The organism is Nocardia sp. CDC519 (genome assembly GCF_059509835.1).
Window position 1 is genome coordinate 4,610,922 of the sequence record NZ_CM183377.1, and the last position, 16,806, is coordinate 4,627,727.

Sequence of the window (16,806 nt, forward strand, 5' to 3'; positions counted from 1 at the left end):
TTTTTGCCTTTTTCCTTCCCTTTGCTTGGTGTGGGGTGTTCCCTTGTTTTCCCCCCCCCCCCCACGTCCGCACCGGCGTAGTCGCCGGTCACTGCTTCTCCCACTGCGCACCCGGGCCGGCCGGGGCCGACGGGGTGTAGGTGGCGGTGAACATCCGGGCCTTCGGGTAGTCGGGGTCGGGCCCGGTGTAGGTGACCGACAGCTGTGCACCGGTCTCGAACTCGACGCCGTCGCCGCACTGCTCCAGGGCGTGACCGATGGCCTGCTCCATACGCCACGACACATACAGCAGCCGCGGCCCCCCGGCGGTGTTGAGAGTGATGACCGGCTGCATGACCGGCTGGCCGTCGTCGTCGAGTTCGACCTCGCCGGGCGCGCCGCCGAACTTCAGCTTCGGTTCCTCGGTGATGGTGGCGATGTAGCCGGTGACGGTGGTGCCGGGCTTGCTGTTGCGGCCGAACGCGCTCATGGGGCGGGCGGCGTTGCGGAAGCGCTGGCCGAAGGTGGTGGTCATGATGGTGATTCCTTTCGTTGTGGTTTAGCGGGACCGGGACCAAGCGCGGGCTTGACGGTCATCCCGGCCCCGCGGCTGAGGGTGTTGAGTGGCCTGGCGGGGGCGGTCCAGGTAAGGGACGGCGTCGAGTTCGTCGATCTGATATCCGGCGTCGAAGTGGTCGGACAGGTCCTTGCCCCCGCGGGCCTGCACCACCCGCACCTCACCCACCAGGCGGTCGATAGATTCGGCGACGCGATCGGCATGCTGGTAGCCAGGCCGGTCACGGTCGGCGACCACAAAGACGCGGGCCGCGCCACGCAACCACTTCGCGTGCTCGGGTTTCCAGCTACCGGCGCCCATGGCGTTGCAGGTGGCGATCTGCCCGGCCCGCTCCGCGCGAAGCACGTCCTTCTCGCCTTCGCAGATGTAGATCTCACGTCCGCCGGCGACGCCGTCGAGCAGTTGCGGAAGGTGGAACGGAATCGGAGCGAAACCGGTGCGCTCCCATTCCGTTCCGTTCCAGCGGCGCTGGGTGAACGACTTTTTCACCCCATGTTTGTGCGGGGTCTCCCGCCGGATCACCGCGCCCTCGACCCGCCCGTTCGGCCACCGGTAGACGTAGCTTTCGACGTTGCGGGTCGGTCCGGTCTGCTCGCCGAGGAAATGGCGGGCGGGGAACGGGAACCGCCCAGCCCGGATCGCCTGCTCGACCCGGCTGAGCTGCTGCTGCCGCTGCGACGGTGCCGGCGTGCGGCGCCCGGTGTTGTTGCGCCAGTTCGGGTTACGGTCGGGCAGGCGGTCCCACATGTCCCGCACCCGCAGCCCGACCCGCGCCAGAACGTCGGCGTCGTCGCAGCGGGTGCCGGCGAAACAGCGCACGATGGTCTTGGATTGACGCGGGTCGTAGCGGATGCCCAGACTCGGCGTGTGGTGGCGTCCGTCGCCCTCGTGGACCGGGCACAGGTACCGATTCCACGACTCCGGGACACCGGATCCTTTGCCGGGACCGTAACCGCCGCGTTCGAGCGCTTCGGTGATCCGCTGCCAGGAAATACCCGGCTGCTGCGAGTGCGGGTCCATGTCAGCGCTCCCGGCTCACCTGCGGCCGCGGCTTCAGCGCCTCGACGCCGTTCGGGCGCATCGACTCCGGGTACTCCCGGCCGGTCTTTCTGCCGTCGGACAGCACCTTCCCGTACCGCGACACGTAGCCGGCCGAGATCCGGCGCAGCCCTGGGTCGCGCTCGAACGCCAGCTCGGTCGCCTGCTCAAGGTTGCGTTCCTCGATAGAGGCCGGATAGTCCGGGTACTGGTGCCGGACCGTGTCTCGAATCCACAGCGAATCGCTGGGCGACCTGCGGTATCCCTCGTCGGCCCGCACCAGGTCGACCCAGAAGTAGGCGTGTGGCCCGGACTCCCACTGCGCTTCGAGTTCGTTGCGCCGTTTGATCGCCGTGCGGCGCTCGGGCACCTGATCGGAGTGCTCGACGACGTCGATGAGTTTGGCGTACTCGGTGAAGTCGCGGCGCATGGCTTCTTCGTGTTCTTTCTGCATGTCAGCGGGTCCTTTCGTATCCGTTGCGGTTGGGTTTGGGCATGGCTTGGGTGTCCTCGCTCATCGAGGTGGCGACGCGCTCGGCGCTGCCGTAGCGCTGCTCGCGTGGGGTGGATTTCGCGATCTTCTGCACCGCCTCGTCGCGCTCGGTCTGGTACTTGTCCCGCTCGGCGGTGAGCGTCTCGACGCGCTCGCCGGCGGTGCGGCGCACCTCGCCGATCTCGGCGGCCAGGCGGATGTTGCGGTTCTTCAGCTCCTCGATGCGGCCCTCGGCCTGCGCGAGCAGCGAGCGGGTTTCGTCGCGGTCGGCGGTCACGGCGTCCAGGCCGCGCTGCATGACCTGCATGCGGCGCTCCATCTCCGCCAGCCGCTTGTCCGGGGCACCGTCGACAGGAGCGTCGGCCTTGGCTGCGGTGCGGCCGTGCTGGTTGCGGTCGATCTCGGCCTTCCACGCCGCGGTGCCGGCGGTGACGTGTTCGAGGTTGCCGTCGACCATCCGGATCGGGGCTTTGTTGCCGCGCTGGTGGATCGTGGCTTTCAGCGCCACGCCCGGTGCCCACGGTGTCTCGGCCGTTTGCTGGTGCACCCACTGCACGGCCTCGGCTTCGCTCGGGTGGAATCCGTGCATGGTGTGGACTTCGTGTCCGGGTCCGCGAGTCGCGTACACCTGCGCGGTGTAGACCGAATTCCGTTCGGTGTTGCGGAATTCCCAGTCGATGCGCTGTTCGCTCAGCCCGGCCCGCTCGGCCTCCCGCGCGGCGTGACGCCACTGGTTGGTCAGGTGGTCGCGCTTGATCGCGGAGGCGTTGGGAGCCTCGAAGTTCCATGCCAACTGAGCGGTCCGCAGTCCCTGGATCGCTTCGGCCTGCGCAGCGGTCAACTGCCCGGTCGGACGCGCCGGCGGCTGCACCTGCTGCTCACGGTTGACCAACTGCGCCTGCACCTGGCCCCGGTCGAGGCCGAGCTGCTGGCGAGGCGCCTGCCGGGCGATGCCTAGTTCGTTCTGGGTGCGGGCGACCGCGGCCCGATATCGCAGGGCATCGAGGCCTTTGACCCGGTGGGCTTTGTCGAACAGGTTGCCGACCTTGTAGTGCGGGAAAGCGGTCGCTGCGTCCAGTCCGTCGAGGGCGATTCCGCGCTCGACCTCGGTCAACCGGGTGTTGGTGACGATGCGGGCGCGCAGGTCGTTGGCGTGTTCGGCCAGGGCTTTCGCGTCGCGGGCGCGGCGGTCGTGGTCCACGGTCGGGTCGTGCCGGCGGGCCTCGATCGCCAGCGCGTGGGCCTGGTAGCGGTCGACCATCTGCGTGGTCCAGGTCAGGTGGTGTTTGCGCATGTGGTCGGCCTGGCGTCGCTCCTCGCGCAGGGTGCGCGAGATCTCCTTGCGGACCTGGCGCCGCTCCAGCCAGTTGCGTGCTTGGGCGTGGCGCTGACTCAGCTGCGACAGCGCCGCCCAGAACTTGCGTGCCTCGGCGGCGATTTCGTCTTCGGGGCTTCGATCGGACATGTGGGGTTCTCCTTCGTGGGTTGTGGTGATCAGGCGGGGAGGGGCAGCAGGTCGGCGCTGTGGTCGCAGACCTCCCACCAGGCGTTGTCGAGCCGGCGGCGCTCGGGACGGGCCAAGATGGCGCGTCCGCCGTCGACGCGGCGCTTGTACTCGGCGCGCAGTCCTTCGAGGTGGTCGCGGTAGGGCCACACCGGCATCGGCTCGATCTCGATGTCGGCACCGAGGCCCTGCTCGGCGCGGACACGGCGCAGCTGGCGGCGGGCGTGGCGGAATTCGGCCAGCAACTGCTGGCCGGTCAACTCCGCCACGCTGGTGTTCGGGTATGCCTGGCTCAGCAGCCCCGGCTGGATCTTGGCGACCTTTTCGGCCTGCTCGCGCAGACGGCGCTCGTTGTACTCGTCGGTGCGGGCACGACGCCGGGCAAGCGCCTGCTCCAGCTCCTGACGCTCGGCGGCGGTTAGGTAGCGGCGGCGGCTCCACCGCTCATGCAACGGCAGCAGGACCTCGTCGTAGGCGGCGACAGCGCCGACGACACCTGCTCCGGCGAGGACGCCGGCGGCGGCGCCGATCCCGATGGCTCGGATGGTGTTGGGATTCATGGGTGTTCGGTTCCTTTCCTTGTGGTGGATGGGTCAGTGGGCGCTGATGGTGCGGGTGCGGCGGCGGGCGGTAAGCGCCAGCTCGCGACGGCGGGCAGCGGAATCGGTGAGCTTGAGCCGCGAGCTGTAGGGGTAGGCGCGGGTGATGTCGGCGACCGCGCGGCGCAAGGTGCGGTCGGCTGCGTCGAGCTGGCAGCAGACCTCGAACGTCGCCATCGACGGCGCCAGGTCGTCGCCGACTTGGTCGACCGCGACGGCCGCCGGGTTGCGGTGCAGGTCTGTGTAGGCCGCGCGGATGGTGTCGAGTTCGTGGATCAGGGCGTGGATCTGGGTTTCGATGCCCCGCAACCGGGATGCGGTGACCATCGGCAACGGCAGAACCTTCGCCATGTGGCTTGTGTTGGCGTTCGGCATGCGCTGTTCTCCTGTCCTTGTGGTCAGTTGGTGGCGGTGCGGGCGGTCTCGCTGCGGTGACGGGCCTCGACGATGCGGGTGCCGGCGGCGCGCATCGTGCGGGCAGCTCCGCCGGTGATCGCGGCGATCAGCCGGACGATGGCGGCGTAGGTGGTGGTGGCGACTTGGCCGATCGGGGGCCGGTGTCCGGCGTTCCAGGCCAGGTAGGCGACCCAGCCGGTCGTGTAGACGCCGATCGGGGCGGCGACGGTGGCGGGCTGGCCTTCGGTGAGGACGAGAGCGGTGATGACCACAACGGCGGAGCCGGGCACAGCGCCGCGCACCCACGCCGGGACCGTCGACCGGGCCGGCTCCGGCGTCGGTGTGGCCGGGCGCATCGCCGGGATCAGATGCTCGTCCTCGACCGGCACCGGCGGTTCGGTGTTGCCGGTGGCCTGCTTGATCAGCCGCAGCACCGGCTTGTCGCGCTGAGGCTCCGTCGGTGCGGAGGTTTGGCCGGGCGTGTAGGGGTTTTCAGCGGCGAGGTCGGCGAGCCAAGCTTCAGTCTCGTCGGCGAGGATCTCGGCCAGCCGGGCCGGATCCTGCGCCGGCTCGCCGCCGCCGTGGCCGTGGTCGTGTGCGTCGTGGTCGTCGTCGTGGTTGTCGAAGTTGCGGATGATGCGCATGAGCGGGCCTTTCGGGAGTTCGGGGTGATCAGGCGGCGGCAGCCGCGGCGGTCTTCGCGGGTTTCGCGTCGGCGGGTTCGGCGCCGGGCAGGCGGCTCAGGTTGGTGAGGTCGATGGGCACGACACGGCCGAACCAGGCGCGGCCCTTCTTGGCGAAGACGAAGTCGCCGGTGTCGAACTGGCGGACGCGATCGGGGTCGACCAGCCACTTCTCGCCGACCGAGACCTGGCCTTCGTCGCCGGTGCGCTGGCCCTTGATCAGGTGCCGCGACGGCAGCATCGTCCGGACCGAGCCGACGTGTTTGCACAGGTCGCCGACGTTTTCGCAGTAGCCGATCAGCACGCCGCCGGCGCAGGCCTTGAGCAGCCGGTTCAGCGACCACGGATCGGCGGCGAGGCTTTCGGGTGCCTGTCCGGAGAACACCAGCGCCACACCCTGAGAGCGGCCGCGTTCGGCGATGTCCTCCAGCCCGATGGATCCCTTCTTTGTGGTCAATGCGGAGGCTTCGTCGAGGAACACCGTCACCGAGCGGCGCTGGTCCTTGGCGGTGCGGCCGGCGCGCTGCATCACCAGCCGCAGCGTGGCCGCGACCTGGGCGCGGGCGGCGTCCTTGTCCAGGGCCGGGACGGTCATGTACAGCACGTCGAGGTCTTCGAGGTCCTTGCCGCCGTCGAACACTCCGAGACCGTCGTGGTCTTTGAGCAGGTCGAACAGGTTGCTGCACTTGATCAGCGCGTCGTCGATCTGCGGCACCTTCTCCGCCTGCAAGGCGTCGACCTGCCGCACGACATCGGGGGCGTTGCTCCAGATGTCTTTGAGCTTGTGCTCGTTGAGCCGGGCCAGGAACTCTTCGCTGCTACGGGGCGGCCCGATCGGGGCGTCGACGACCAGGGAGACGATGCGTTTGCGCATCTCGTCGAAGTGCTGGCCCTCGCTGGTGGAGGACTCCCCCGCCATTAGCAGGTCTTCCAGGATCGCGCGCATGTCCCGGGCGGGCAGCTTGGTCCAGATATCCATCCGGTCAAAGCCCGGAACCACCAGCCCGAACCGATCGGCCCTGACACCCATGCGGGTCAACGCATCCCGCATCTGCAAGCCCAGGACACGGTCGTCCTCACCGCCCTTGCAGGTGATCATCACCAGCAGCGGCCGCGGGTGCTTGCCGCCGGCTGCGGGCACGTCCTTCCAGCGATACCAGGCCCGGTACTCGTAGTCGAACAGCCCGACCGCGTACCGCTTGATCAGCTCGGTCTTGCCGCTGCCGGTGGTTCCGAACAGTGCCTGGTGGCGTTTGGTGTCGGCGTGCGGCACTGTCAGCCAGTGCTGATGACGCCCGGCCAGCTCCCGCCACAACCCGACCGGCTTGGAGCTGGTGCGGTCGGCCAGCGTGCCCAGCACGATCGCCGCACCCGCGCTGTGCGGGGCGCCCAGCCGTGCCGCACGCGCCGCGGCGCGGGCTCGCCGCGCGGCCATCGCATCCTGGACCCGCTCGGTGCGGCCGAGGGACTTCAACCCGACGGTGTTGGTCTTGAGCAGGAAGTTCGCCCAGAAGTACGTCGCCGCCAGCATTCCCGCGGGCAGGGCGACCACAAGCATCGGAGCCAGCCCCGCCCAGTCCCCGCCGGCCAGCGTCTCGGCGCCGGACCACAACACCGACAGCGGGGTGGTCCACGAACCGCCGGCCACTACCGACGCCACCGGCAACGCCAGCGCGGCGACGGCGAAGTTGCGCAGCCGGTGCGGCTCCAGCGGCCACAGGTAGGCGACCGCGACAGCCATGATCAGGATCGCGATGACCACGAACCCGACCACCGCCGAGTTCCCGGCGATCTCGCCCAGGCTCGACGCGTCCGGCAGGTGCCACTGGTCGATCGGCGGGGGCGCCGGAATCTCCGGGAATCCCGGCGGCGGTTCCGGCGAAAACGTCGGCATCTGCGCCGGTTCCGGTGTCTCGGTCGGGCCGCAATCGGTCGGTGTGAGGACAGGGGTGCAGTTCGGGTCGCTCATGACGCTTCCTGGGACAGGTGAAGAACAGGACCGCGCTTGGCGGCGCGGGTCCTGCGGCGGTTGGTGAGGAACTTGGTCCACTCGTCGTTGAAGTCGCCGATGGCGAACAGCAGCTTCAGCTCGGCCAGTTCCCGGGGAAGCCGCTGGTAGGCGGCGTTGACGGTGTTGATCACCGGCTCGGACCCGCACAGGTAGAGCAGGCCGATGATCTGCTCTTCCTCGCTGTCGCGGGCCGCGCGGATCGCGCCCTGAAGAGCGAGATCCATCTTTTTGGGCTCCCGCTTGCGGGTCAGCTCGACCTCCAGCGCCCACCACCCGTGCTGGCCGTCGACCGCGCCGAGGAACCGGCCGTCGTGCACGTGCGGGCGCCCGGCCTGCGGGGACCGGCCCGTGGAGAACATCAGCTGGCCCGACTTCGTCTCGCTCGCAGCGACTTCCGCGCGCCGGCGCAGGGTGCGCTCGGACACCCACAGCTGCGGGTCGGAACCGACGAGCATGATCCGGGCCTGGGCCACCGCACGGTAGTGGTTGGCGAACATCAGCGGCGGGCGCCACTCCTTGGGCCGCCACCCCAGATACCGTTCGGCGACCTCCCGCTTCGGATACAGCCACGCCCGACCCGGCTGCACCGTCTCCAACGGATGGATCAGACCGCGCTCGCGCAGCGCCTTAGCCAGGTCATAGGCGCTGCTGAGGCTGATGTTGAAGAACTCGGCCAGCACGTCGACCTGCATGCCGTGCATGTCCGACGCCGCGGCCAGCGCCGCGCTCTGCCGCGCCGTCACACCGCGGCGGGTCACCACCAGCACCCGGCGCAGCGACCCATACGGCACGCCGATCTCGTCGGCGACTTCCTGCTTGGTCATGCCCTGCTCACGCAGCGCCGCCGCCTCACCGAGGCACTTCTCGACCTGGGCCAGCGTGATCCCCAGCGTGCGGGCGATCTCGCCGTAACCCATGCCCTGATCGCGCAGACCCCCAACGATCTGCACCCGGTGCCGCCGCTCCAGCGACTGGTACCGCTGCCCTTTCGTGTTGTGGTTCACCGCGTTCGCTCCGTTCCCCGCGACCTCCCCGACCGGCCGCGACCAGCACGGCGGGCCGCGAGATCACGGCGTGCTTGTTCGATCACTTCGCGCATGTCGGTGGCGTCGATCCCGCGCCGCTCGGCCGCATCCGCCGACCGCGTCCAACGGGCAATCCGCAGCGCCTCCAACTGCGCCTGGCTCGGCGCTCGCACCGGCTTGGCCTGCTCGGGGTCATAGAGGTAGGCCCGCAGCGGCTCTCGGCCACCGCGCCGGCCGCGCAGCATCTGCGCTTCCCACGCACCGCCGGGCCGCTTGCCCTGCTCCCGCAACTGCCGGAAGGTCCGCAGATGCTGCGGGGCCAGACCCCACGGATAGGTGGGCACACCGCCATGGCGACGGCCCTCCGGATCCAGGAACCTGCTCATCGCGACCGCTCGATCCGCGACGCCCGCTTGGCATTGACCTGCGCGGCAGCCTGAGCGCGGATCTTGTCAGCGCGCTCCTTGCCGAGAGCCGCGTCGAAGTAGCGGTTCCACGTCTCCTGCGCCTCGGCGCGAACCGTCTGCAACGCCGGCCTGACCTGGTCGAGCTTGGCGAACTCCGCGGTCGAATTGGCGAACTCCTTGCGCTCGATCGACGTCCACGCCGACTCGGTGATATCGGCCAGCAGATCCTCGACCGTCAGAAGCCGCTCGTAATCCGCCCGCAACTTCTCGGCGTCATCGTTTGCGGTGCTCATCGGACCGCTCCCACCTCAGCCGCAGGGATGCAGGTCCCCGGCCGTTCGGGCGGAATGCCGGAATCGACCGGGCGGCAGATGTTCGGCGACGGCTGCGTGCCCTGGTGGTCGATCCACGCTGCCGTGCAACCGCCCATGCCGATCAGCAGCAGCACCGCGATCGCTCCGAGTCGCAGCGCCGGCGGCAGCATCCCCAACGGCGTGAACACCTGGCCCGTACCCATGAACTCTGGGCCAGCCATGCTGTTCAGCGCGTGATGACCCGCACCGCGGCCGCGATCGAAATGCGTGACCCGAAACCCCTGAGACGGTGCCTGCTGGCTCATCGCCGCACCCCCCAACGACGAGACGCCCGGTAGAACGCGACCGCGCCGAGCACCATGACGGTGAACCCGACGACGTGCGGCGCAACCAGCACCAGAAACCCAACCGACACAGCCGACACGGCGATGACGAAAGTCCGGGCGCGCATCAGAACTCACCCGACTTCCGGCACTTCTTTCCAGAGCGACGCCGGCGAGCCTGAGCCGAACGCAGGGCCATCCGGGTGTAGTGGGCTTTGCGCGCTTGCTCGGCTCGATATGCCCGCTCCTCCGGGCTCAGCAATCCGTCTGGATCGACAAGCTGATCGAACTTGCTCGTCATTGCAGCTCGCGCCTTCGCGGTACGCGCGGCTCGATCGGAGGTCTTCGCCCACGACTCGTGCGCAGCGATACGCGCCTGCAGCGTCCTCTCGGTCGGTGTGCTCATGCGGCACCGCCCTGCCCGAGCGGACGCACGAGCGCCAGCACCTGGCCGCGGTCGACCTTGATCAGCCTCGGACCGACCTGGAACCCATCGAGAAGACCGGAGTCGACCCACCGACGAACGGTGGTCGGATGCACTCCCCCGGCCAGTTGCGCGGCGTCGCGGAGGCTGATCAGCGTCTGCCGGCTGTGCGTCGAACCTTGCTCTGTGGTCATGAATGCAGCTCCTTCAGCGCATCGTGCTTGTGTATACACAAGCAGCGTATACGCAGTTGCGTATACGCACAAGGTTTGCGTATACGCAGGAGCTAGACATAGAAAAGGGCCTGATCAGCGATGCTGATCAGGCCCTTGCTTTAGGCAGGGGGACTCCCCCGGCGGGTCAGGCCGGTGCCTCCTTTCGGGTTGGCTCCAAAGCCATCCGGAAGGAGAACGCCTGGTAGCGCCCGGGCGGGTAGGACACGTCCGAGATCATCAACACGCGGTCGTCAGCGTCCAGGAACCGCTGGCGAACGGTTGTCACAGGATCGCCCCCCGGGACACCAAGCCAGTCTGCATGATGCGTGGGCGGCACCCGGTCGGACAGGATCTCCTCCAAGAACGCCGCATTGGGAGTCTCCTGATCCGGCAGGTGAAAGGTGTCCGAGACCGAGACTGGCTGGTCGGACTCGGAAGCACGAGTTACGACGTGCACCAGCTCGTCGCCAACCTCTATGCCGAAGTCGCCAGCGAGTTCGTCGGTAGCACGGATGCGTTCTATCTCGCGTTCCACCTTCACAGAGTCACCCGACTCGTTGGCGAAAGTCGTTTCGGGACTCTCCATTTGGCGTTCAGGTGCCAGTCGGGTGAGCGTGGGCTGCTCGACCACGTAGGTACCCCGGCGCTCGACCGTCTTCACCAGGCCCCAGCGGTTTAGCTGCCCGACCGCCTTCCGAATGACGATCTCCGAGACATCATTCTCGCGCGCTATCTCCGCGTAGCTCGGCAGCCAGCTATTGGCCGGAAGAGCGCCTCGACGAATGTCCCTGGCGTACTTGTTCGCAATCTGCACATACCTTGGCTCGGCCATATTGAAACGGACCCCTTTCAATGTCGCAAATGTAAGGTCGAAATCTGCGTATACGCAATGTACCGGCCGTTTCGTGCCATCAGGGCCGCAGTCGGGTAACGAAGCTCGTCAGGCTCGCTCGCGTGGGATCCATAGCTGAGCGACGTCACCGAGGTTCCACCATGAGACAAACGAATCATCGCTATCGACCAGGTGCCACTGTTCGGCCAGAAGGTCGAAGAAACCATCCGTTCCGGTCTTCCCACCCTTCGGCTCCCCGATGTAGATCAGGCGCTTGCCACCCGCCGCCGAGAACCTGTCAAGCGCATCCTCCGACATCGAGTCACCCCAGCCAGGCGGCCAGCACAGGAACAGCGTTCTGCGTGACAGCTCTCCGGACTCCGCTACGCGATCAAAGTCGCCGAGGTCCCCGACCGGGTGCCAGACCCTCCGTTGACCAGGCACATTGGGAAACGACACGTTGTCCGCTGCATCAGGCGGTTCCACATCGAACGCCAGCACGTCAACGCCGCAGGCGTTGAGTTGCTGCGCCCAATACCCTCGACCCGCGCCCAGCTCGATCAGGCCAGCCGAGCCGCAGTGCCGAGCAATCCACGTCAACGTCTCTGGTGAAGGTATCGCGTACGCGTACGAGGCCTGGAGCAGCATCTGCGCGTAGCCCAACCGGGCGGATCCGTTCGGCCTGCCGCCGTTCGCTTCGAGCCGGCCGCCGCGCTCAGCCGGGCCCTTCTGGACGATCGGCGCGACGATGTCCCAGTAAGGATTGGCGCTCGCGCCTCCGGTCATGAAGTGCAGGAGCCTGAGGTCAAACGCTCGGTCAACCTCGTCGTCACCGGTCCCGACGAGACCAGGAGCCGTGGCGAGATAGTCGGCCACCTTCGGGAACTCGGCCCGGAACCTCGGTTCGTCGTCCAGGAGTGTGGCCAGCTGGTCGCGGCGTTCTGATGTCAGCACGAATCCGGTCATGAATTTCATTTTGCCTGTCCGGGTTTCGGATGGGGGTCGAACGGACGACAACCCTGAGCGGTACGCGATCGACATTGCCTGGAGCGCTGGTGTCGTGCTACAGGCGGGGATACGCCACACTTCTTGACATGCCGATCAGTCCGCATGACCTCGCAACGCACATGCTCAACGCCGGCGATGAACGGGTGCTACTGCAGTCTCCGGACTTGCTCTTTAACCGGGCTCCCGCGATCGGCGATGCCGTGCTTGCCGACCGTCAAGCCAAGCTCGTGATGATCGCGCCGAAGTTCGAGGCAAGGGTCTGTCTCGGCCACTCTCACTTTCTGGTGGCGCAGCCCGCGATAGGTGGAATTGACGTCAGCTTGCTCCGGGAGCACGGCGCAGGCGCCATGTTCGATCCTCTCTTCGACCGGACACGGGAGGAAATGCCAGCTTCGGCTGAGCTCCGAGGAAGCCACGAAGACCCGCTTGTTCTCGTCATCAGTGCCGAAGTCTTGCTACCCGGTTACGGGCTGGGTGCCTGGTTGGTATCACGGGCCATCGACATGCTGCTGCCCAGCGAGCAGCAGGGCCTTGTCGCCCTGTATCCATCCCCGCTCTACAAGAACCCGGAGACGCTATTGGAGGACGCGAAGCGGCTGGCTAACCACTGGCAAGCAAAGTTGAACGTCGCTCCGATCCCAGGCGCCCCTGGCCTATTCGGCCAGTCGACAGCATCGCCGCAGTGGCGCTCGGCCAGGGACTCGCTCAAAGGGGTCAGCCACACGTCGGTCGAGGTCTCCCGAGAGATGCTCCGCGGACTTGGCTCGCTGGTCTTCGAATGACCGATGTTCAGCAGATAGGGACTTTTCCGTTTTGGACCCACTGGACCTGCATCTACGCAGGTCAGCACAGTGTTAAGTGATCAGGAACTTCTAATCCCTAGGTCGCAGGTTCGATTCCTGCCGGGGGCGCCAGTCCGCGGTGGCCTGCCGATTGCGGGTCACCGCGGTAGTACCCAGACCTCCTCCGGCGCAAACACCAAGGGACAGTCCGAACGGCGAAAGCTTCGACGCGGACGTCCCCGGCGATGCCGATCCCCTCGTGGAACACCGCAGCGATGTGCGGCACGTCACATCTCGACGTGTCACGTTTCGACCGGCCACGGTGTCTTGGAGGCATGTCTGAACACAGCACATCGAACAAGGTCGTCGTAGTCGGCGGTGGCTACGCCGGGGCGCTGGCCGCCAACCGGCTGCGGGTGCGCCCCGGCCTGGACATCACCCAGGTCAACCCGCGCGCGAGATTCGTCGACCGGGTCCGGCTCCACCAGTTCGTGGCCGGTACCGGCGAGGCCGAGGTCGACTACGGCACGCTGCTGGCCGACGAGGTTCGCTTGGTCGTCGACCGAGCCACCCGCATCGATACCGCTGCCCACCAGGTCGAACTGGAGTCCGGGAGCACGCTGGACTACGACTACCTCGTCTACGCGGTCGGAAGCACCGCGACGATGCCGTCCGTGCCGGGCGCGGCCGAATTCGCCTTCTCCCTGGCCGAGTTCGAGCCCGCCCAGCGGCTGCGCGCGAGGCTCGACGAGGTGCCGCTCGACGCTCCGATCACCGTGGTGGGCGGCGGGTTGACCGGCATCGAGACCGCTGCCGAACTGGCCGAACGCGGCCGCACGGTCACCCTGGTGTGCGGCGGGGCCCTGGCACCGACGTTCGGTGCGCCGGGGCGCAGGTCCATCGCCGCATGGCTGTCCCGGCGCGGTGTCGGTGTACTCGACAACGAGGAGGTGGCCGAGGTCCGACCGGACGCGGTCGGGCTCGGCAGCGGTGCCGTGCGGTCGAGCGCGATCACCATCTGGGCAGCCGGCTTCGGCGTGCCCGAGCTGGCCCGAGCCAGCGGGCTGCGCACCGACTCGCTCGGCCGACTGCTCACCGATGAGACGCTGACCAGCCTCGACGACGACAGAGTGGTTGCGGCGGGCGATGCCGCGGCGCCGTCGGGAGTGCCGCTGCGCATGAGTTCCTATGCCGCCGGGCCACTGGGCGCGCAGGCGGCCGACACTGTGCTGAGCCGCCTCGCCGGAACCGAACCCGAGGTGGTCAGCGTGGCGTTTTCCGGGGCATGCGTCAGTCTGGGTCGGCGCAGCGGCGTGCGCCAACTCGCCCGCAAGGACGACACCCCGGTGAAGGCTTACATCGGCGGCCGCCCCGGAGCGGCGATCAAGGAGCTGACCGCCGGGCTCGGGGTGTCGAAGGTTCGCCGCGAGGCCCGCAAGCCCGGTTCGCTGAGGTGGCCGAAGGGCGGTGCCAGGCCCGAGCGTCCGGTCGCGGCACAGGAAGTCACGTCGCCGTGACCGCCGACGAGCACGCCGAGCGGTTCACCCTGCTGCGGCCGCTGCTGTTCACGATCGCCTACGAGGTGCTCGGCTCGGCGATCGAGGCCGACGACGTACTACAGGACAGCTATCTGCGATGGGCCGACGTCGACCTGGCGACGGTACGAGACACCAAGTCCTACCTCGCGCGGCTGGTGACCCGTCAATCGCTCAACGCCTTGCGGGCCAGTGTGCGACGGCGCGAGGACTACGTCGGCCCCTGGCTGCCCGAGCCCGTGCTGCTCGACGAGAACGACGCGGCGGCCGACGTGGTACTCGCCGAATCGGTGTCCATGGCGATGCTCGTGATCCTCGAAACGCTCACACCCGACGAACGCGTGGTGTTCGTACTGCGTGAGGTATTCGGCTTCTCGCACCACGACATCGCCTCGGCGGTAGGCAAATCGGTGCCGACGGTGCGGCAGGCCGTGCACCGTGCCCGCAAGCACGTACAGGCCAGGCGCAGGCGTTTCGAACCCGCCGACACCGCTACCGCGGCCCGGATCACCCAGCAGTTCATGGCGGCGGCCATGACCGGCGATATGGACGGACTGCTCGCGCTACTGGCGAAGGACGCCACCCTCATCGCCGACGGCGGTGGCAAGGCCGCCGCGGCACGCCATCCGGTGGTCGGCGGGCAGACGGTGGCCGCCCGCCTGGTGAATCTCTTCCACAGGGGGCGGGCGCTGCCGAGCCTGCGGATCGAGACGGCCCATTGCAATGGCGCGCCCGCGCTGGTCGCCTACCGCGGCGACCGGCTGGAGGGGGTGTTCCTGTTCGAGATCACCGACGACGAGATCACCAACATCTATGCCATCCGCAATCCGGACAAGCTGCTCTCGGTGACCGTGCCGCGCCGGCTCAGCCGGCAGCGGGAACCCGGCCTTACCGCAGGGCAGGCAGCCGATGACACACGCACCGGGCTCACCACTCCACACCACGAATCGATGTGACAGGTAAACCGCGATGCACACTCCCACCGAAACCCGACAACACGCGGCCGACCGGCCGGCGGCCGCCGTCGTACCGACCGGCAGTAGTCGGCGCCGACTCATCGCCTACTGGGCCACCACCTTCGTCATCCTCTGCGAGCTGTTCGCCGGAGCGGCGTGGGACCTATTGACCATCGACTGGATGGAAGACCAGCTGGACCACCTCGGATACCCGGACTACTTCGCCTACATCCTCGGCGTGTGTCACCTCGCCGCCGCCGTCACGATCGCGGTTCCCGGTTTCGGGCTGCTCAAGGAGTGGGCGTACGCGGGTGTCTGTTTCCTGTGGGCGGGCGCCGCGGTGTCGTATCTGGCGCTCGGCGACGGACCGGTGTCGTGGGCGCCACCGCTGATGTTCCTCGCGTTCGCGTTCGCGTCGTGGGCGCTGCGGCCGGCCGACCGGCGAGCCGCAGGCCCTGACCCGGCGCATCGGCCGCGGACCCGCGAATGGGTCGCGTCGATCGGGCTCGTCGCCGCCTTGTCCGCCATCTCGCTGCTGACGCTGCCCGTCACGGCCGACATAACCAGCGATTGGGCCGTCGAGCGCGGCTGGGTCGACGAGCAACAGCGATGAAGAACATGACCAACCTGTCACGAGCAGAACTATGGAGAAAACGCATGCGCGTCAAGCACACTCGCGCCACAACGGTACTCACGCGCCTCGCCGCCGCGGCGCTCATCGTCGCCGCCGTGGGCGGCTGTAGCACGACAGACGACCCGGAGCGACCAGCCAGGGAGCAGGTCGACGTCATCGAACTCCAGGTACAGAACATCGGATACGAAGCTCTCGATCTCGGTCCGTCGGGGCCGAGTCTCGGCGATATGGATGTCTTCTCCGGCAACGCGATACAGGACGGACGCACCGTAGGACAGGGCGGCGGCTCGTGCCAGACATTGCGGGTCGACGGCGATCACGTCCTCATGCAGTGCGTGATCACGATGGAGCTCGAGCGCGGATCGGTGACCATGCAGTCCACCTGGACCAGGGGTGCGAGTCCGCTCGACATGGCCATCACGGGCGGCACCGGCGAGTATCGCAGTGCGCGAGGCACCGTTCGTTTCTGGGACATCGCAACCCCGAACGAGCGCGTGCGTGCCGAGGTCATCCGTTGACCCGGGTTATCTCCGTGGCAGTGATGTCGCGGGGTGCGGGTTGCCGCCTCGCGACGAGCGGCGATCTCCGTTTCCCCGCCGGTTCGTAGGCGCGACCATGAGGGATATGGATCGCCTCGACGTCATCGACACCTGCACCCGCATGGTCTGGCACACCGACCATCGTGAATGGGACCAGCTCGCAGCCGTTTTCCACGACAGCGTGCGACTGGACTACACGAGCCTCAACGGCGGCGAACCTGTCACGATGTCGCCGGCGCAGATCGTCGCCGCCTGGCGCGAAACCCTGGGTGGTTTCGACGCCACTCAGCACCTGCTCGGCAATCACCTGGTGACCGTGGACGGCGACAGTGCGGTGTGCACCGCGTCCTTCCAGGCCACCCACCGCAGCTCCGACGCATTCGGCGCTTCGCTGTGGACCCTCGGCGGCAGCTACCGCTTCGACCTGGCACGCATCGGCGCCTGGAAGATCAGCGGCGTGGTGATGACAGCGTCCTGGGGCGACGGCAATCGCGGCCTTCTGCCATGAAACCCCTCTCGACATTTGCGATAA

At 67.8% G+C, this 16,806-nt stretch carries 23 protein-coding genes; 6 read left to right on the forward strand and 17 right to left on the reverse strand.

Features of this window, described 5'->3' with window-relative positions:
• Positions 1–88 precede the first annotated feature (88 nt).
• From AC5W7N_RS20605 to AC5W7N_RS20685, 17 genes are all read right to left on the reverse strand, one after another.
• Positions 89–514 carry a hypothetical protein gene (locus tag AC5W7N_RS20605; protein WP_495922011.1) on the reverse strand — a complete coding sequence of 142 codons (426 nt, stop codon included), beginning with the start codon at positions 512–514 and terminating at the stop codon, positions 89–91.
• A gap of 24 nt (positions 515–538) precedes the next feature.
• Positions 539–1,576, reverse strand: a complete 1,038-nt coding sequence (locus AC5W7N_RS20610; protein ID WP_495922012.1) for a toprim domain-containing protein — start codon at positions 1,574–1,576, stop codon at positions 539–541.
• A gap of 1 nt (position 1,577) precedes the next feature.
• Positions 1,578–2,048: a hypothetical protein gene (locus tag AC5W7N_RS20615; protein ID WP_495922013.1), complete on the reverse strand. Its 471-nt coding sequence runs from the start codon at positions 2,046–2,048 to the stop codon at positions 1,578–1,580.
• Position 2,049: 1 nt separating this feature from the next.
• The gene (locus AC5W7N_RS20620; RefSeq protein WP_495922014.1) at positions 2,050–3,552 is read right to left on the reverse strand and encodes a hypothetical protein; all 1,503 of its coding nucleotides are present in this window, start codon (positions 3,550–3,552) and stop codon (positions 2,050–2,052) included.
• 29 nt (positions 3,553–3,581) lie between these two features.
• Positions 3,582–4,151, reverse strand: coding sequence for a hypothetical protein (locus AC5W7N_RS20625; RefSeq protein ID WP_495922015.1), 570 nt, complete (start codon positions 4,149–4,151; stop codon positions 3,582–3,584).
• 33 nt (positions 4,152–4,184) lie between these two features.
• Entirely contained in the window at positions 4,185–4,541 is a 357-nt protein-coding gene (locus AC5W7N_RS20630) for a hypothetical protein (RefSeq protein ID WP_495922016.1), read from the reverse strand.
• A 47-nt stretch (positions 4,542–4,588) separates the two neighbouring features.
• Positions 4,589–5,230 (reverse strand): hypothetical protein, encoded by a 642-nt coding sequence (locus AC5W7N_RS20635; protein WP_495922017.1) that lies wholly within the window; start codon positions 5,228–5,230, stop codon positions 4,589–4,591.
• Between the two features lie 28 nt (positions 5,231–5,258).
• Entirely contained in the window at positions 5,259–7,238 is a 1,980-nt protein-coding gene (locus AC5W7N_RS20640; protein ID WP_495922018.1) for an ATP-binding protein, read from the reverse strand.
• Entirely contained in the window at positions 7,235–8,284 is a 1,050-nt protein-coding gene (locus tag AC5W7N_RS20645; protein WP_495922019.1) for a hypothetical protein, read from the reverse strand. Before AC5W7N_RS20645 ends, AC5W7N_RS20640 begins: the two co-directional genes overlap by 4 nt.
• Complete coding sequence (locus AC5W7N_RS20650) at positions 8,281–8,691, reverse strand: RRQRL motif-containing zinc-binding protein (RefSeq protein WP_495922020.1); 411 nt, start codon at positions 8,689–8,691, stop codon at positions 8,281–8,283. Before AC5W7N_RS20650 ends, AC5W7N_RS20645 begins: the two co-directional genes overlap by 4 nt.
• Positions 8,688–9,005 (reverse strand): hypothetical protein, encoded by a 318-nt coding sequence (locus AC5W7N_RS20655; protein WP_495922021.1) that lies wholly within the window; start codon positions 9,003–9,005, stop codon positions 8,688–8,690. The genes AC5W7N_RS20650 and AC5W7N_RS20655 overlap by 4 nt, the downstream gene beginning before the upstream one ends.
• Positions 9,002–9,331, reverse strand: a complete 330-nt coding sequence (locus AC5W7N_RS20660) for a hypothetical protein (protein ID WP_495922022.1) — start codon at positions 9,329–9,331, stop codon at positions 9,002–9,004. Before AC5W7N_RS20660 ends, AC5W7N_RS20655 begins: the two co-directional genes overlap by 4 nt.
• Entirely contained in the window at positions 9,328–9,477 is a 150-nt protein-coding gene (locus AC5W7N_RS20665) for a hypothetical protein (RefSeq protein ID WP_495922023.1), read from the reverse strand. The genes AC5W7N_RS20660 and AC5W7N_RS20665 overlap by 4 nt, the downstream gene beginning before the upstream one ends.
• Positions 9,477–9,755, reverse strand: a complete 279-nt coding sequence (locus AC5W7N_RS20670) for a hypothetical protein (RefSeq protein WP_495922024.1) — start codon at positions 9,753–9,755, stop codon at positions 9,477–9,479. The genes AC5W7N_RS20665 and AC5W7N_RS20670 overlap by 1 nt, the downstream gene beginning before the upstream one ends.
• Positions 9,752–9,967 (reverse strand): helix-turn-helix domain-containing protein, encoded by a 216-nt coding sequence (locus tag AC5W7N_RS20675; RefSeq protein WP_462776169.1) that lies wholly within the window; start codon positions 9,965–9,967, stop codon positions 9,752–9,754. The genes AC5W7N_RS20670 and AC5W7N_RS20675 overlap by 4 nt, the downstream gene beginning before the upstream one ends.
• A gap of 166 nt (positions 9,968–10,133) precedes the next feature.
• Positions 10,134–10,841, reverse strand: coding sequence for a GntR family transcriptional regulator (locus tag AC5W7N_RS20680; protein ID WP_495922025.1), 708 nt, complete (start codon positions 10,839–10,841; stop codon positions 10,134–10,136).
• 87 nt (positions 10,842–10,928) lie between these two features.
• Positions 10,929–11,786: a hypothetical protein gene (locus tag AC5W7N_RS20685; RefSeq protein WP_495922026.1), complete on the reverse strand. Its 858-nt coding sequence runs from the start codon at positions 11,784–11,786 to the stop codon at positions 10,929–10,931.
• A 128-nt stretch (positions 11,787–11,914) separates the two neighbouring features.
• Between AC5W7N_RS20685 and AC5W7N_RS20690 the strand changes: the two genes are divergently transcribed.
• The 6 genes from AC5W7N_RS20690 to AC5W7N_RS20715 all read left to right on the forward strand — a co-directional run bounded on the left by AC5W7N_RS20690 (position 11,915) and on the right by AC5W7N_RS20715 (position 16,782).
• The gene (locus AC5W7N_RS20690; protein WP_495922027.1) at positions 11,915–12,610 is read left to right on the forward strand and encodes a hypothetical protein; all 696 of its coding nucleotides are present in this window, start codon (positions 11,915–11,917) and stop codon (positions 12,608–12,610) included.
• A gap of 335 nt (positions 12,611–12,945) precedes the next feature.
• Positions 12,946–14,127: an NAD(P)/FAD-dependent oxidoreductase gene (locus AC5W7N_RS20695; protein WP_228816063.1), complete on the forward strand. Its 1,182-nt coding sequence runs from the start codon at positions 12,946–12,948 to the stop codon at positions 14,125–14,127.
• Positions 14,124–15,101, forward strand: coding sequence for an RNA polymerase sigma-70 factor (locus tag AC5W7N_RS20700; protein ID WP_309139015.1), 978 nt, complete (start codon positions 14,124–14,126; stop codon positions 15,099–15,101). The genes AC5W7N_RS20695 and AC5W7N_RS20700 overlap by 4 nt, the downstream gene beginning before the upstream one ends.
• A 13-nt stretch (positions 15,102–15,114) precedes the next feature.
• Positions 15,115–15,714, forward strand: coding sequence for a DoxX family protein (locus AC5W7N_RS20705; RefSeq protein WP_195021425.1), 600 nt, complete (start codon positions 15,115–15,117; stop codon positions 15,712–15,714).
• 44 nt (positions 15,715–15,758) lie between these two features.
• Positions 15,759–16,253, forward strand: coding sequence for an allene oxide cyclase barrel-like domain-containing protein (locus AC5W7N_RS20710; RefSeq protein ID WP_490725379.1), 495 nt, complete (start codon positions 15,759–15,761; stop codon positions 16,251–16,253).
• Between the two features lie 106 nt (positions 16,254–16,359).
• Positions 16,360–16,782: a nuclear transport factor 2 family protein gene (locus tag AC5W7N_RS20715; RefSeq protein ID WP_195021427.1), complete on the forward strand. Its 423-nt coding sequence runs from the start codon at positions 16,360–16,362 to the stop codon at positions 16,780–16,782.
• Positions 16,783–16,806: the final 24 nt, after the last annotated feature.